Source organism: Psychromonas saccharinae (assembly GCF_051201515.1).
Taxonomy (GTDB): Bacteria; Pseudomonadota; Gammaproteobacteria; order Enterobacterales; family Psychromonadaceae; genus Psychromonas.
Genome location: NZ_CP195153.1, coordinates 2527619 through 2544065, shown reverse-complemented (window position 1 = coordinate 2544065; position 16447 = coordinate 2527619). Strand labels below are relative to the sequence as shown.

12 protein-coding genes are annotated in these 16447 nt (G+C 38.4%); 8 read left to right on the top strand and 4 right to left on the bottom strand.

What is annotated here, in order from left to right; genetic code table 11:
- The first annotated feature begins 9 nt into the window (after nt 1-9).
- The 5 genes from ACR30L_RS11225 to ACR30L_RS11205 all read left to right on the top strand — a co-directional run bounded on the left by ACR30L_RS11225 (nt 10) and on the right by ACR30L_RS11205 (nt 9369).
- Complete coding sequence (locus ACR30L_RS11225; RefSeq protein WP_435234341.1) at nt 10-5799, top strand: beta-ketoacyl synthase N-terminal-like domain-containing protein; 5790 nt, start codon at nt 10-12, stop codon at nt 5797-5799.
- A gap of 176 nt (nt 5800-5975) precedes the next feature.
- Nucleotides 5976-6191: a DUF1653 domain-containing protein gene (locus tag ACR30L_RS11220; protein ID WP_435234340.1), complete on the top strand. Its 216-nt coding sequence runs from the start codon at nt 5976-5978 to the stop codon at nt 6189-6191.
- An 8-nt stretch (nt 6192-6199) separates the two neighbouring features.
- Entirely contained in the window at nt 6200-7795 is a 1596-nt protein-coding gene (locus tag ACR30L_RS11215) for a PfaD family polyunsaturated fatty acid/polyketide biosynthesis protein (protein ID WP_435234339.1), read from the top strand.
- A gap of 81 nt (nt 7796-7876) precedes the next feature.
- The gene (msrB, locus tag ACR30L_RS11210; protein ID WP_435234338.1) at nt 7877-8305 is read left to right on the top strand and encodes a peptide-methionine (R)-S-oxide reductase MsrB; all 429 of its coding nucleotides are present in this window, start codon (nt 7877-7879) and stop codon (nt 8303-8305) included.
- Between the two features lie 254 nt (nt 8306-8559).
- Nucleotides 8560-9369, top strand: coding sequence for a substrate-binding periplasmic protein (locus tag ACR30L_RS11205; RefSeq protein ID WP_435234337.1), 810 nt, complete (start codon nt 8560-8562; stop codon nt 9367-9369).
- 26 nt (nt 9370-9395) lie between these two features.
- On the opposite strand, the gene ACR30L_RS11200 is transcribed toward ACR30L_RS11205, so the two are convergent.
- Genes ACR30L_RS11200 through ACR30L_RS11185 form a run of 4 tightly spaced genes read right to left on the bottom strand, consistent with a single transcriptional unit; the run spans nt 9396 to nt 12691 of the window.
- Nucleotides 9396-10301 carry an amino acid ABC transporter permease gene (locus ACR30L_RS11200; RefSeq protein WP_435234336.1) on the bottom strand — a complete coding sequence of 302 codons (906 nt, stop codon included), beginning with the start codon at nt 10299-10301 and terminating at the stop codon, nt 9396-9398.
- Between the two features lie 28 nt (nt 10302-10329).
- Nucleotides 10330-11136, bottom strand: a complete 807-nt coding sequence (locus ACR30L_RS11195) for a transporter substrate-binding domain-containing protein (protein WP_435234335.1) — start codon at nt 11134-11136, stop codon at nt 10330-10332.
- 26 nt (nt 11137-11162) lie between these two features.
- Nucleotides 11163-11960, bottom strand: coding sequence for an amino acid ABC transporter permease (locus tag ACR30L_RS11190; protein ID WP_435234334.1), 798 nt, complete (start codon nt 11958-11960; stop codon nt 11163-11165).
- Nucleotides 11960-12691, bottom strand: coding sequence for an amino acid ABC transporter ATP-binding protein (locus ACR30L_RS11185; protein WP_435234333.1), 732 nt, complete (start codon nt 12689-12691; stop codon nt 11960-11962). Before ACR30L_RS11185 ends, ACR30L_RS11190 begins: the two co-directional genes overlap by 1 nt.
- Nucleotides 12692-12949: 258 nt before the next feature.
- Here ACR30L_RS11185 and ACR30L_RS11180 point away from each other — a divergent pair, with 258 nt between their 5' ends.
- The 3 genes from ACR30L_RS11180 to ACR30L_RS11170 all read left to right on the top strand — a co-directional run bounded on the left by ACR30L_RS11180 (nt 12950) and on the right by ACR30L_RS11170 (nt 16402).
- Complete coding sequence (locus ACR30L_RS11180) at nt 12950-13939, top strand: 2-hydroxyacid dehydrogenase (protein WP_435234332.1); 990 nt, start codon at nt 12950-12952, stop codon at nt 13937-13939.
- 543 nt (nt 13940-14482) lie between these two features.
- Entirely contained in the window at nt 14483-15202 is a 720-nt protein-coding gene (locus ACR30L_RS11175) for a FadR/GntR family transcriptional regulator (RefSeq protein ID WP_435234331.1), read from the top strand.
- Between the two features lie 176 nt (nt 15203-15378).
- A protein-coding gene (locus ACR30L_RS11170; RefSeq protein ID WP_435234330.1) for an IS630 family transposase occupies nt 15379-16402 on the top strand; the annotation gives its coding sequence in 2 pieces (ribosomal slippage) (nt 15379-15833 and nt 15832-16402; 1026 coding nt in all).
- The last annotated feature ends 45 nt before the right edge of the window (nt 16403-16447 follow it).

The window sequence follows — 16447 nt, the reverse complement described above, 5'->3', positions numbered from 1 at the left end:
GAGACATTTATGGAAAACATTGCCGTTGTCGGTATCGCAAATTTATTTCCCGGTTCAAGTCAGCCTCAAGCATTTTGGGAGCAGTTATTAAATAAGCAGGATAATCGTACTGCAATCAGCACAAAAGAAATGGGTGTTGATCCCGTAAAATATTATGGGAAAAAAGGGGATAATGATAAGTTCTATTGTATGTATGGCGGCTACATCCGCGACTTTGAATTTCCCACTCAGGCATTTGTTGAACAGGGATTTGATCCGGAATACTTAAATTCACTGGATGATCTTAAGCAATGGGCATTGTATGTTACTCAACAAGCACTGAGTGATGCTGGCTATTGGGGCAGTAAAGATCTCGACAACTGTGGATTAATTTTAGGTAATTTATCATTTCCAACTAAATCCTCTAATCATCTCTTTTTACCCTATTACGGGAAAATTGTAGAGTCCGCATTGCAGCAATTAACGGATAATGCTTTTCAATTAAGCAACTTCACCGATAAAAAATTACCTCATCGCGATAACGCATTAGTTGCAGGGTATCCCTCAGCATTGTTGGCAAAGGCGGCCGGTCTTGGCGGGGTGCATTTATCCATTGATGCTGCCTGCGCAACGTCGTGCTATAGCGCTAAATTAGCTTGTGATTATTTGCATACGGGCAAAGCCGATATGATGTTAGCGGGGGCAGTGTCAGCGGCAGATCCCCTATTTGTTAATATGGGGTTTTCTATCTTTCAAGCCTTTCCCGACAATAACAAACACGCGCCATTAGATAAAGACTCGAAAGGGTTATTTGCTGCAGAAGGTGCCGGTATGATGGTATTGAAGCGACATAGTGATGCGTTGCGTGATGGAGATACAATCCATGCTGTTATAAAGGGTGGCGCGTTATCTAATGACGGAAAAGGCGAGTTTGTGCTTAGCCCGAATTCTAAGGGGCAAGTGCTTGCGTACGAGCGTGCTTATCAAGATGCAGACGTTAATCCAGCCGATGTTGATTATATAGAATGCCACGCAACCGGGACCCCAAAGGGCGATAAAGTTGAGTTAAGTTCAATGGAGACTTTTTTCAGTCAATATCATTGCAAGCCTTATCTTGGCTCGGCTAAATCTAATCTTGGGCATATGTTAACAGCTGCAGGTATGGCTGGAATGAGTAAAGCAATTTGGGCATTAAATGAAGGCAAGGTACCCGCCACGATTGGTTTGAAAAATCCGTTAACCACCAAAGCTGGGTATTTTACTCCTCAACAATTCCCTGTTGAGACACTTGATTGGAAAGTTAAAACGGATAAACAACGCACCGCAGGCGTCAGTGTGTTTGGGTTTGGAGGCAGTAATGCACACCTTGTTTTACAACCGGGTAATACGCCCATTGGAAATAGTATTGCTCAGGCCAAATCGAGAGAACCGCTAGCGATTGTCGGCATGGATTGTGTGTTTGGCTCTGTGAAGAATTTAACTGAATTTGAACAGTTGATCGATTCAGAGGGAAATACTTTTCGTGAATTGCCCAATAATCGTTGGAAGGGGATCGAAAAAAATAAAACGATTACGCAAAATATTGCACTAGAGAATGCGCCAAAGGGCGGGTATATCGACCAGTTTGATATAGATTTTTTACGCTTTAAAATTCCACCTAATGAACAGGATTGCTTAATTCCACAGCAGTTATTAATGATGAAAGTCGCTGATAATGCCGCTAAGGATGCGCAGTTACAAGAAGGTGGAAATGTAGCGGTTCTTGTCGCGATGGGGATGGAATTAGATCTTCATCAATACCGTGGCCGTGTTAATTTCGCCACTCAAATTGAAGAAAGCTTGGCGCAGCAAGGGATTGAATTGACTGCCGCACAACAAGCTGAGTTAACTGAGATCGCTAAAGCAAGCATCGCTGCCCCGGCGCAGCTCAATCAATATACCAGTTTTATTGGTAATATTATGGCTTCTAGAATCTCTGCTTTGTGGGATTTTTCGGGGCCGGCATTTACCGTATCGAGCGAAGAAAATTCCGTTTATCGTTGCGTTGAATTAGCAGAAACTCTATTCCAAACGTCCGAAGTTGAGGCTGTGATTATCGCCAGTGTTGATTTAGCCGGGTCCTTTGAAAATATCAGCCTTCGTCAGCGTTATGGTGCTGTTAATCAATTTGCAACAAATAGCTCAAACATCTTTGATAATAAGCAATGGTTAGTGGGTGAAGGTGCAGGCGCATTTGTGGTTAAACCGCAATCACAAGCTAAACCAAGTGATACCTATGCGTATATTGACTCCCTGTGTTTTGTGCCTGGAAATAATTGTGATGCGATTGTTAAAGCCAGCCAACAAGCTTGTGATTTGGCAGGTCTTAATCAACAAAGTATTACCAGTATTGAAGCTTACGCAAGTGGGTTTGAATCTGAAAATAACGCAGAGGCAGAAGCTTTTTCTCATCTATATCGTAATGCAAAGATGGGCAGTGTTAAGCGTCAGGTAGGTCATCTGTTTAATGCATCGGGTATGGCAAGTATCATTAAATGTGCTCTTCAATTGAATCATAAAACAGATAAACATTATACGGCAATTAATGGGTTGGGTAATGATATGACCTGTGCGCATTTGATTGTGTCTTCGTCAAATACAAGGCGTAAATCGGCATCTATAAATGTAAACAAAAATACGCGTTCATTGATTAAACCGATAGTACTTGGTGGTCAATCTATATATGAATCCATTTTATCGCATCGCCATAATCCGTTATTTTTGAATATCAAGCAACAGTTGCAAAATAAAGCGAGCCCTCAGGTTACCAATCCCATCGATCTTTCTTTGTTAACCGTTGAACGAAAAATACCTCTGATTAACAATCAAATTAATCAAGCGAAACCAAACAATCGTAAACCATCAGCAACTGCTGGAGTGAGAATGAGTAGTAAAACCAGTCAGGAAATTTTTCAGCAAACGAAAACACACCAAGCTTTTTTACGAGCGCGTAAAGTGGCTGGTGAACAGATTTCAAAATTGATTCAACTTCAAGCTAGCATAACGAGTAATAAGGCTCATACTGAAATCCCTTACGTACCGACTACACCAGTAGTTGAAAAAATGGTCCCTAATCAAGTAAATGGTTTTATGATTAAAGGAGCGGATGGATACCAATATCCACCATTAAATTTAGTACCGCAATTTAATCAACCTGATAATGTTATTTACGACACCGCCGATTTAGTTGAGTTTGCCGAGGGTAAAATAGGCAAAGTCTTTGGCAGTGCTTACAATATTATTGATAGTTATCAGCGTCGTGTGCGTTTACCGACTACGGATTACTTACTTGTCACGCGTGTTACGGATCTTGATGCCACCATTAATGAATATAAGCCTTCTTCGATGACGACTGAGTATGATATTCCCGTGGATGCGCCATTTCTAATTGATGGCCAAATTCCTTGGTCGGTATCGGTGGAATCGGGACAGTGTGATTTAATGCTGATTTCATATATTGGCATTGATTTTCAAAATAAGAGTGAACGCGTTTATCGTCTATTAGATTGTGAATTAACCTTTCTTGAAGAGATGGCCTTTGGCGGTGAAACATTGCGTTATGAAATTCATATTGATTCCTATGCCAATAATGGTGAACAGCTATTATTCTTCTTCCATTATGATTGTTTTGTGGGAGATAAAAAAGTCCTGATCATGCGTAATGGGTGTGCGGGTTTCTTTACCGATGAAGAATTAGCGGATGGCAAAGGCGTTGTTGCAAATGATAATGATAAGGCGCAACTTGCCGAGGCAAAAAAATCGTATTTTTCCCCGTTGATTACGAATACTCGCACTCAATATGACTATGCGGATATGTGTAAATTAGTCGACGGTGATATTGGAGGCTGTTTTGGTGAAGCCTATGATCAACATGGCCGTAATCCTTCCCTTAAATTTTCATCTGAAAAATTCCTGATGATAGAGCGGATCACTAAGATTGATCCGACCGGTGGGCATTGGGGATTAGGTCTTCTTGAAGGGCAGAAAGATATTGCGGCGGATCATTGGTACTTTCCTTGCCATTTTAAAGACGATCAAGTGATGGCTGGCTCATTGATGTCAGAAGGTTGTGGGCAAATGGCGATGTTCTTTATGCTGTGGTTAGGCATGAGTAATAATGTTAATAATGCGCGTTTTCAACCGATGCCTGGTGAAGCACAAACAGTACGTTGTCGTGGACAGGTAACCCCACAAACTAATACGCTCACTTATCGAATGGAAGTGACTGCAATTGGTATGTCTCCACGCCCATTTATTAAGGCAAATATAGATATTTTGCTAGATGGTAAAGTTGTTGTCGATTTCAAAAATTTATGTGTCGAAATTAAAGAACAGGATGCTAATTCACCCTATCCGGTGAGCTTACCGAAAAACGTTGTGTTGGCTACGAATGAAATGAGTGGTTCAGTGGAGTCGGCATTAAGTCAACTTGAACATCAAGCCAATAAAATCGATAGCAAAACTATTCATGAGTTAGATCCGTTATTAGTGATTGATGAGCGAGGTATTAAACCTTTTGCACATCCTGAGCGTCCATTGATGCGAGTTGAATCTGATTTTTCTGCACCAAAAAATAAAGGTGTGGTTCCCATTAAGCATTTTCAAGCGCCAATGATTCCTGGACAAAATCGTGTGCCTGATAGCACGCCGTTTACACCTTGGCATTTGTTTGAGTTTGCAACGGGTAATATATCTCAATGTTTTGGGCCTGAATTTGATGTGTATCGAGGGCGAATCCCACCGCGTACACCCTGTGGTGATTTACAAGTCGTCACACAGGTTATTGAAGTCAAAGGAAAGCGTTTAGATTTTAAAAATCCTGCAAGTTGTGTTTCAGAATATTATGTACCTGAAGGTGCTTGGTATTTTACTAAAAACAGTCATCAGAATTGGATGCCATATTCCTTAATTATGGAGATAGCGTTGCAACCTAATGGCTTTATTTCAGGCTATATGGGCACGACCTTATCTTATCCGGATAAAGATCTGTTTTTCCGTAATTTAGACGGCAGTGGAGAGCTGTTGAAGCAAATCGATTTACGCGGTAAGACAATCATTAATAAATCCGTTTTACTGTCTACTAGTATGGCAGGAGGAGCCATTATCCAAAGCTTTACCTTCGAGTTATTGGTAGATGGTGAGGCATTCTATCGAGGTAATGCGGTGTTTGGTTACTTTAGTTCAGAGTCATTAACCAATCAACTTGGTATCGATAACGGCAAAACGACCCATGCTTGGTTTGTGGATAATAAAATGCCTCAAGAACAAATAGAGCGGTTTGATTTAACCAATAAACAATTAGCTTTTTTCGACGCACCGCTAGGTAAGCCCCATTATCGTTTAGCTAATGGGCAATTGAATTTTGTTGATACTGTATCAATCGTTGAAGGGGGGGGAAAAGCTTCACTCGCGTATATTTATGGTGAACGTACGGTGGATGCAAGTGATTGGTTCTTCCGTTATCATTTTCATCAAGATCCTGTTATGCCTGGTTCATTAGGGGTTGAAGCGATTATTGAATTATTGCAAACCTATGCGTTGAAAAATGATTTGGGAAGTCAATTTATTAATCCTCGGTTTATCGCACCGTTAACCAATGTAGTTTGGAAATATCGTGGTCAAATTACTCCGTTAAATAAACAAATGAGCTTAGATGTTCATTTAACTAATATTATTCGAGAAAAGGATGAGGTTCGTCTTGTTGGCGATGCGAACCTGTCGAAGGATGGTTTACGTATTTATGAAGTAAAAGATATTGTATTAAGTATTGTTGAAGCCTAGGGCGTGGTTTATCTTTTGTTACCATTTTGGCTGGACGCTATTGTTACGTTGTCAAGGTGTTGCGCAGTGCATATTTTTAATGACTATCGCTTGCTTCTCGCCTTGACTATTCATCTTAGAAATATGCAGCTTAAGCGATACAAAATACACAGAACTAAAGTATGGAAGGAATTAAAATGACAATCAAAATCGGAAAATATAAACATTACAAAGGCAATTATTATCAAGTTGAAGGCGTCGCAACCCATAGTGAAACTGAAGAAAAACTAGTTGTTTATCGTCCTTTATATGGCGAAGGCGCGCTTTGGGTGAGACCCTTAACCATGTTTGCAGAACAGATTGAAATTGATGGTAAGTTACAACCTCGTTTTGATTTTTGTGAGAATAAATAGGGAATTAAATGTCAGTGTTAAGTATTAATAAATCACAGGCTATCGATTGGGCTTGGAAGGTTGACGCATCTGAAATTGAATGTGATGAGATGGCAATAAAAAATGCACTTATGGATAATAATTATCCCGTCTATATTGCTCAACTCGATAATAAAGTCGGCGTGGTAAAGAAAACGGATTCCGAAGGAAATAGCCCTGTTTTAGCCTTTGCACAGAAAGTTGCACCAGAATCATTAGGTGATCCTGCTTTTAAGCAGCAACATAACGTGAAATATGCTTATCATGGCGGCGCAATGGCCAATGGTATTTCTTCCGTTGAATTAGTCATTGCATTGGGTAAAGCGGGTTTTTTATGTTCATTTGGTGCGGCGGGATTAATTCCACAGGTAATTGAATCGTCAATCAAACGTATTCAGGCTGAATTACCCAATGGTCCTTTTGCTGTTAATCTGATCCATGCACCAAGTGAAGCCGCTTTGGAGTCTGGTGCGGTGGATATTTTCTTAAAATTAGGCGTTGATACTGTTGAAGCATCCGCTTATTTAGGCTTGACGGAACATATTGTCTATTACCGTGTTGCTGGTCTATCACAAAATAGTGACGGAAGCGTGCATATCGGACATAAAGTGATTGCTAAGATTTCGCGTTCTGAAGTCGCCACTAAATTTATGTCGCCAGCACCCCCAAAGATAGTTGATAAATTACTCGCTCAGGGAAAAATTACCCCATTACAAGCTGAGTTATCACAGCATGTGCCAATGGCTGATGATATCACTGCAGAGGCCGATTCTGGTGGACATACGGATAACCGTCCATTTATTACTTTGTTACCAACAATTATTACGCTACGTGATCAGCTGCAAGCGCAATATAATTATAAAACACCATTACGTGTTGGTGCGGGCGGTGGCATTGGTACCCCTGAAGCTGCATTAGCTGCATTTAATATGGGGGCTGCATATATTGTACTTGGCTCGGTTAATCAAGCTTGTATTGAGTCTGGTGCTTCCGAGCATACGCGTAAATTATTATCCGGCGTTGAAATGGCGGATGTTACCATGGCACCTGCAGCCGATATGTTTGAAATGGGCGTGAAATTACAAGTCGTAAAACGTGGCAGTATGTTCGCAATGCGTGCTAATAAATTGTATGAGCTGTATATGAATTACGACTCAATTGAAGCCATTCCAGTGTCCGAACGAGAGAAAATTGAAAAACAAATTTTCCGTCAAAATCTAGATGATATTTGGCAAATTACGATTGATTTTTTTGAGGCGCGCGATCCACAAATGCTAGCACGCGCAAAAACCAACCCTAAACGAAAAATGGCACTTATCTTTCGTTGGTATCTAGGACTTTCTTCTCGTTGGTCTAATATCGGAGAAAAAGGCCGTGAAATGGATTATCAAATCTGGGCTGGACCAAGCTTAGGTGCTTTTAATAGTTGGGTGAAGGGCACTTACCTTGCTGATTATAATCAACGTCAAGCGGTTGATGTTGCACTACATTTATTTAAAGGAGCAGCTTATTTACAGCGTATTAATCAATTGAAATTACAAGGAGTGGGTTTAAATCAGTCCGTAATGCGTTATGATATTAAATAATACAAATAGCGAATGAGAGTAGAACAAACGCTTTTTAATTATGCGAATGAGCAGCTGATAAAAATAGAGAGTTCAACGATTATGAAACCAAGTGATGAAGATCTAAAAAAAAAATTAACACCGTTACAATATGAAGTGACCCAAAATCAGGCAACGGAAAGACCCTTTGAAAATGCGTTTTGGAATCATGAAGAAGAAGGCATTTATGTTGATATTGTTTCTGGTGAACCTCTTTTTAGTTCACTCGATAAATTTGATGCAAGTTGTGGTTGGCCAAGTTTTTCAAAACCTCTGGAGCAAGAGAATATTGTAGAGAAGGAAGACCGTAGCTGGCTTTCGGTTCGTACCGAAGTTGTCAGTAAAGATGGGGAGTCTCATTTAGGACATGTGTTTGATGATGGTCCATTACCCACTGGTTTACGTTTTTGTATTAACTCAGCATCCTTACGTTTTATTAAGAAAAATGATTTAGAAAAAGAAGGTTACAGCCAGTACCTTTCCTTGTTTTAAAATGTCACCATACCGTTATTGTTTCAATATATTGAGGCAATAACGGATCTATATTTTGTTCATTTCCCCTCATACAGAAATATCAATGCAAGTTAATTGACTTTAGGGGCACGTAATCTATTGTTTATATTTTATTAACTTAATTTGTGGCTACTCATAAATAGTTCATCTTTTAACATCTACTGATCTATTTGCATTTTATATCGAGGCTCGAGTAGATACTATTATGTATTAAATTTTACTTGGATTACTTAATGAAGTTGATTTCTCAGATCCTATTTTTTATCACTTTTTTACCTTCGATTTGTTTTAGTCAGGATGTTATTCGTTTAACTAATGGTGAATGGGCACCTTATTTATCCGAACATTTACCGCATAACGGCGTCGCCTCGCATATCGTTTCGGAAGCTTTTGCTGTTGTTGGTGTTAAAGTGGAATATGGTTTTTTCCCTTGGAAACGTTCTTTTTTATATGCACAGCAAGGCGCTGGGGCGAGTAACGAAGTTTGGAACGGTTCGTTATTATGGATTTATTTACCAGAAAGAACTGAAGATTTTCTTTACAGTGATCCTGTTGTTGTTGATTCTCAGGTTTTATTTTTTCTAAAAAGCGCTCCATTAGATTTTAGTGTGCTTGATGATCTTAAAGGAAAAGTCTTAGGCGGTACGGCCCATACTGCCTATCCTCGATTACAAGAAGGTGTTGATAAGGGATTGTTTACGATTAATCGAGGAGCTGGCTATGATTCGCTGTTTAAGCGTTTGTTTGCGAATAGAATTGATGCGATTCCAAACGTGAGGCGTGTAGGGGAGTTTTATATCCGAACCGGTTTATCGCCCCGACAGCAAGGTCAAATGACTTCGTCCCCGACGGAGATAGAAGAGCGTACTTATTATTTAATTCTGTCAAAGAAGGTAGCGGGAAATAAACAGTTAATCACGCGTTTTAATCGAGGTTTGAAAATAATTAAGGAAAATGGATTTTATGCACGTGCATTTAAAGATTTAGACGCAGGAAAATATGATCCTGTTAACTTACATAGGTTGAAAAATATCAAACAATAAAATGGGTTACCGCAGAGGTATGTGCTTTATTTAATTAAATGTTTTCTACTGTTAGATTCTATTCTAGAGAATATCAACGACAAACTTAAACATAACAGCAAATAACAAATACCAACAAAAATCCAGATTTCAAAAATAAGGCCCGATGAGTTAGCTATTTCAGTGCCAGAAAATGTAAGTTCTTGAATTGAAATAAGCGAGACAATAGAGGAGTCCTTGACTAATGAAATAGCTTGGCCTGCTAAAGGCGGGGTAATATTACTTAATACCTGTGGTCCAATTACATACCGGTATTTCGACCAAGTAGAAAGACCAAGAGTTTGAGATGCCTCCCATTGTCCCTTATCAATACCTTCTAAGCCAGATCTTACTACTTCAGCAATGTACGCCGCAGAGAGCAAACCAATACATAAGACGCCAGAAAGTAAGTTTTCCCATAAGTTTGTGGGACCAAATAAAAATAGTGCAATAGGATTGGTGTCCGTATTTGAATTTCTTAATAAATTGTCTAGTCCAAGTAAAGGAATTACTTGGTTGGAAATAAAAAAATAGAAAATAAAAATAAAGACGAGGGGCGGTATATTGCGAATCAATTGTATATAAAGTAGTGCTGGCGTTCTAAAAAGAGGAAATTTTGTATGACGTGCAATACCAATTAATGTGCCGACTATTAACGCAAAACACATTCCCCATCCAGTGAGTCTAATGGTCGAAATTAGACCTTGGAAAAAATAGGGAAGGCTGCCATCACTTCTTGCAGTGAAAACAAGATCAATTGCGGCAGCCCAATGCCATTGGTAATGAACGCCAATTGAAGAGCGGTAATACAGCCAACTTATTGCTATTAAAGTGATTAACAACAAGAAGTAATCTAATCGATTAAGAGATAAACGCTGTTTACCTGTCTGTTTGATGCCACCTTCGGATTGCATATTTTACCTGTCTAAATGAAACATTGGTTTATTGCCCTTGCGCAATTTGTGTTTGCCAGTCTAATGTTGCAAACCAATATTCGTAACGTTGCGCAAGCCATCCATCTTTTGTTCGTGCATTGATCCATTCATCAAAATAGGCTTTTTTATCATCTTCACCTAGGCGAACAGCGAAGGCTTCATTGCCCTTAGAAAGACGTTCTTTGAAGGGAAGAAAGAGCACGTCACTATGTTTAATCGCTTCCTGTTCAGGTTTTGGACTTGATGCAATAACGGCATCTGCATTGCCATTAAGTACTTCTTGAAAAGCTTGTGCATCATCATCAAACTGGAGGATTTTAGCTTTTGGAAACGTGTCTCGAGCAACTTGGACTGTAAAAGCACCACGTCGTGCTGATATTTTTATGCTTCGTTTATTTAAGTTCGATAGCGTTTTTACATCACCTGCTAATTGTTTATTGACCGCAACTTGAACACCTGAATGGGAATAAGGCGTGGTGAACAAAACACTTTTTGCACGTTCTTCAGTAATTGACATGCCACCGATAATGACATCAAACTTTTTCGCTAGTAGCGCTGGGATAATACCATCCCATGCCGTTGGAACAAATTCAATTTTTAATCCTGTGTCTGCAGCTAAACGTTTAGCTACGTCAATTTCGAAACCAATGAGTTCTCCTTGCTTATCGCGCATTGCCCAGGGGACAAAAGTGGACATTCCTACACGCAATGTTCCTCGGTCCTTTATTTGACTTAGGCTATCGGCTGTTGCGATTGAAGGTATCGTTAAAGTAAGCGTTAATATACTAAACAGTAATGATTTAAATAATTTCATAGGTTCTCCTTGATGTATTTAATCGTTTATTGTGTCCGCCATTGCGCACCAAGTTTATGTGCTAACAAGGCCGATAATCCTGAAAGTGATAGTGTGAGTAATAAATAAATAATGGCTATGGTAAACCAAATTTCAAAGGGCATTGCCGTTTCAGAGACAAGGTTTCTTCCCTGTGTGGTTAAATCAAAAATCGCCATAACACTAACAATAGATGAATTTTTAATAAGCGATATCACTTCATTTGTTAATGGAGGTAATGTTTTTTGTAATACCTGTGGCAAAATAACGAATCGGTATGTTGACAAAATAGGTAAGTCTAAGGACTTAGCTGCTTCAAATTGCCCTAAAGAGATACTGTTTAATCCTGCACGAAAGACTTCCGATGTATAAGCGCCTTGAAATAGGGCCAATGCAAGGACAGCCGTTGAAAATCTATCAAGACCGATAATTGGCCCAAAAACAAAATAAAGTAAGTAAATTTGTACCAATAAAGGGGTATTACGAATAAGTTCAACATAACTACGTGCAATAATACGCCCAATAATTGAGTTTGATAACCTTAAAAATGCAGTAGTTAAGCCTATGATTAATGTTGCAATTAAGCTCCATGCAGATAATTGTAAAGTGATTAATAGACCGTCAAGTAATTCACCTCGCCACCACTCACCGTCTTCATAAATTAAAATATAGTCGGGGATGCGTTGCCATTGCCAAGTATAGCCCATTGCCTGTGCACCACTATCTAATAACCAAGAGACAGCGAGTAGTAGAATAACTATCTGTAATACGGTAGATAAAACTTGTTTGATTAAATTGACTAACATTAATGGGCTAATATTTGGTTTAAAAATAGTTGTGTTCGTGCCATTTTGGGCGCAGAGAAAAGTGTTTCTGGGGGGGCGACTTCAACGATTTCTCCTTGATCCATAAAGACAACTCGGTTTGCGACTTTACGTGCAAAGCCCATTTCGTGGGTCACACAAATCATCGTCATTCCCTCCTGTGCGAGTTCTGTCATTACATCAAGGACCTCATTGATCATCTCGGGATCCAGCGCTGAAGTCGGTTCATCAAATAACATTATTTTGGGTTTCATACATAATGAACGTGCAATCGCGACACGTTGTTGTTGACCACCGGAAAGTTGAATAGGGTATTTATGCTGTTGGTCTGCGATTTTTACGCGATTAAGAAAATGGATTGCACGGGCTGTTGCTTCTTGTTTTGATAGATTGAGTGTGCGCATCGGGGCAAGCGTTAGGTTATCCAGTACAGTCATATGTGGGAATAAATTAAAATGTTGAAATACCATACCAACGGTGCCTTTAGGTTGCTCCATATGCAAGGTATCAAACACTTTAATTTGACCATCATCATAGGATTCAAGTCCATTAATACAGCGGATTAAGGTGGATTTTCCTGAGCCAGAAGGACCACAAATAATGACAATTTCTCCTTCGGTAACGGATAAATTGATCTTATTTAGTGCTTGGAAATTGCCAAACCATTTATCAACATGTTGAAATGCGATTGCTGTATTTTTTGGCTTCTGCAAAATAAATCCTTATGGAATAAGACAGATTTAATAATCCTAGCAATATTTTCATATATTTTCATATATTTACATCATTGAAAGCACTATCCTTTTTAAATCTTGATTGATAATGGGTAGATAATTATCTGTTATGGATCTTAAGTCAGGTTAGCGCGAGTAAATCAATACAAAAAGTGTTGAATTATATTGATCTAAGTCACAAATAAGTTTATAACTCTTAGTAAACAATAGTTTATTGATTAAATTTAGGAGCCATCGATGAAAGTAGCCATGTTTAGTACCCGCAGTTACGATATGAATCATTTTAATCCTCTTTTAGGTAGAGATGATATTACCTTTGAGTATTTTGATACGCAGTTAAACAGCCATACGGTCAAACTAGCACATGGCTGTGATGCGGTTTGTGCATTTGTTAATGATGAGTTATCGAAAGAGGTATTGCATGAATTGTCCGATCTAGGTATTAAAATTATTGCGATGCGTTGTGCTGGGTTTAATAACGTTGATATTTATACTGCGAAAGAATTGAATATGACCGTAGTACGTGTACCGGCCTATTCACCAGAAGCCGTTGCAGAACACAGTATTGCATTAATGATGACACTAAATCGTCGTATTCACAAAGCGTATTCTCGTACACGTGATGCTAATTTCTCATTGGAAGGATTAGTTGGGTTTAATTTATTTGGTAAAACGGCTGGGGTTATCGGAACAGGTAAAATTGGAGTTGCGATGATTAGCATATTGAGAGGATTTGGATGTAAAGTCTTAGCCTATGACCCATATCCTTCAGAACGCGCACTTGAATTAGGTGCTGAATATGTTGAATTAGATCAACTCTATGCTGAGAGCGATGTTATTAGTGTGCATTGTCCTTTAATGGATGACAATCATCATTTATTGAATAAAGATGCATTTTCTAAAATGAAAAATGGTGTGATGATTATTAACACCAGTCGTGGTGCATTACTTAATGCGATTGATGCCATCGAAGCCTTAAAATCAGGGCGTATTGGGGCACTCGGTCTTGACGTATATGAAGAAGAAGAGTCATTGTTTTTTGGTGACCATTCAGATGAAATTATTACTGATGATACTTTCCGTCGTTTATCGGCTTGTCATAATGTTATATTTACGGGACACCAAGCATTCTTAACAAAAGAAGCATTAACCAGCATTGCAGATACAACTATTGGTAACTTACTCGCCTTTGCTGAAGGTAAAGAAAGTGGTAATGAAGTTAAATAATTGTAGCCATTAATTCATATACTTATTACGAGAGATGAATGGTGGGTTGACCAAAATACATCACTTATTGACGCTATTAATGAGTTTCAATGAAGTCATCTCTCATTCGTTTTTCGATCTAAATGAATCATCATAAAAATAAAATTTTGTCTTGGTAGTTTGTTTGATTATGTATTTTCGGTAACCGTTCTCATTTTCTCGGTAATAAAATGTAACTTAGGTCTCAAAATCAACTGTTTTATCTAGCTTTTAATTAGCCAAAACAATAAGTTAGTATTAATTGATAAACTTATAATACAATACTGCTAGGTAAATACATTAAGTATCACTATCATTTAGAGTTTTGTATCTTAAAGCTGCTTTTTATTGGTTTTATTACCTGGTGTTTTCCATATATCCCTTGGCGACCAATATAATTGTCTGTTTCGTGTTTTATTTTTTGCGTGCTGAGCTGTTTGGCACAAATAAACGATAATGCTATAATATGTTTAATAAAAATTCTTAAATCATCCTTTAAATATCAACTTTAAAATAAGCGAAATTATGGTCAGCCCTTTTAATTATATCTCCGGCTCCAAACGTAGCCTACATGTGCAGGTTGCACGAGAAATTGCACGCAGTATTTTATCCGGTGACCTTCAACAAGGTTCAATTATCCCTGGTGAAATGGCACTGTGTGAGCAATTTGGAATCAGCCGAACCGCATTACGTGAAGCAGTAAAACTTTTAACGTCTAAAGGGTTACTTGAATCTCGTCCTAAAATTGGAACACGTGTTGTTGATCGTGTTTACTGGAACTTTCTAGACTCTCAATTAATTGAATGGATGGATGGATTGGCCGATGTCGATCATTTCTGTTTTCAATTCTTAGGTCTACGTCGAGCGATTGAGCCAGAAGCTTGTGCATTAGCTGCACGTTATGCATCCGTTGAACAACGTATTGAATTATCCGAAGTCTTTCAGCAAATGGTAGAAATTTCAGAACAAGAAGTTTTTGATCATGCTCGTTGGACTGAAGTTGACACACATTTTCATAGTTTAATCTTCAATGCGACAGGCAATGACTTCTACCTTCCATTTGGTAATATTCTAACCACTATGTTTGTTAATTTTATTGTGCATTCTTCAGAAGAAGGCAGTACGTGTATTAATGAGCATAGACAGATTTATGAATCAATTATGGCGGGTAATAGCGAAAAAGCACGTCAAGCGTCGGCGAATCACTTACAGGAAGCGAAGCATAGATTATCTGTTGAAAGTTAAATTTTCATTGAGCTATTGAAATTATTAAACATGCTGATTGCATGTTTTTTTATGCCTATGATTCATCAATCTGCTGATTTTCTTGTTGTAATACCAATTGTATTAAATAGATCAGCTAATTATACCAATTCCATTAATTTTATGATCTAATAAAGCACTCATTAAAGGTGCTGAATATGACTCAAGAATTATCGAAAATGATTAGCTCAACCTCAGATGCGAGATTAAAACTTCGTTTATTAGCGGTATCTCACTTTCTTGATGGTAAAAATAGAACTCAAATATCTGAATACTTAAAAGTAAGTCGAACGAGTGCAAATAGTTGGATACAAACCTATTTAACACAGGGAATTTCAGGGTTAAAAGAGAAAAAACATACGGGGCGCCCAAAAGGCCTAAGCGAAAAGCAACTGTCTCAACTGAAAGAGTTTGTTGTTTCTTCGGCTGTAAAGGCAGATGGTGGCAGACTCCAAGGAAAAGATGTCCAGCAGTATATTTTAGTTGAGTTTGGTATTGAGTATAAAAAATCCAATATTTACAACCTATTACACGAATTAAATCTTAGTTGGATAACGACACGTTCAAAGCATCCCAAGCAGTCAATTGAACGTCAGGAAGATTTTAAAAAAATTCAAAATAAAAACGATCCTTAAGATCCCTGGTCATGTTGCGTTAGATCGGGTTGATATCTGGTTTCAAGATGAGGCGCGTTTTGGACAACAAAATACGACCACTAGAATATGGGCTGAAAAAGGAACGAGACCACGCGTAGTACAGCAACAACAATACACTTACGCTTATCTATTTGGTGCTGTTTGCCCAGCAAATGGTAAAACAGAAGCTATCATTGCTCCTTTTAGTAATATGGAAATCATGAAAGAACATCTATCGCTTATTTCCAAAGCAACGGAAGCGGGTCGCCATGCAGTAGTGATAATGGATGGTGCCAGCTGGCATCAGGAATACTTAGATCAAGCATTTGCTAATCTAAGCATTATTCACATCCCACCTTATTCTCCTGAATTAAATCCAATCGAGCAAGTATGGTCATGGATGAGGCAAAATGAAATTGCCAATCGTGTTTTTAGTGATTATGAAGATATTGAAGAGAAGTGCACTATTGCTTGGAATAACTTTAGAAGTGATATTAATAGAGTCATTTCACTATGCTTAAGATCGTGGATTAATTTGACCAGTTAATTAATGGAATTGGTATTATTACGATTGGTATAATTAGAAATTGAG

Bases quoted from the DNA above. Each gene is read 5' to 3' on its own strand.
- ACR30L_RS11225 (WP_435234341.1), top strand. From the start codon at position 10: ATGGAAAACATTGCCGTTGTCGGTATCGCAAATTTATTTCCCGGTTCA.
- ACR30L_RS11220 (WP_435234340.1), top strand. From the start codon at position 5,976: ATGACAATCAAAATCGGAAAATATAAACATTACAAAGGCAATTATTAT.
- ACR30L_RS11215 (WP_435234339.1), top strand. From the start codon at position 6,200: ATGTCAGTGTTAAGTATTAATAAATCACAGGCTATCGATTGGGCTTGG.
- msrB (WP_435234338.1), top strand. From the start codon at position 7,877: ATGAAACCAAGTGATGAAGATCTAAAAAAAAAATTAACACCGTTACAA.
- ACR30L_RS11205 (WP_435234337.1), top strand. From the start codon at position 8,560: ATGAAGTTGATTTCTCAGATCCTATTTTTTATCACTTTTTTACCTTCG.
- ACR30L_RS11200 (WP_435234336.1), bottom strand. From the start codon at position 10,301: ATGCAATCCGAAGGTGGCATCAAACAGACAGGTAAACAGCGTTTATCT.
- ACR30L_RS11195 (WP_435234335.1), bottom strand. From the start codon at position 11,136: ATGAAATTATTTAAATCATTACTGTTTAGTATATTAACGCTTACTTTA.
- ACR30L_RS11190 (WP_435234334.1), bottom strand. From the start codon at position 11,960: ATGTTAGTCAATTTAATCAAACAAGTTTTATCTACCGTATTACAGATA.
- ACR30L_RS11180 (WP_435234332.1), top strand. From the start codon at position 12,950: ATGAAAGTAGCCATGTTTAGTACCCGCAGTTACGATATGAATCATTTT.
- ACR30L_RS11175 (WP_435234331.1), top strand. From the start codon at position 14,483: ATGGTCAGCCCTTTTAATTATATCTCCGGCTCCAAACGTAGCCTACAT.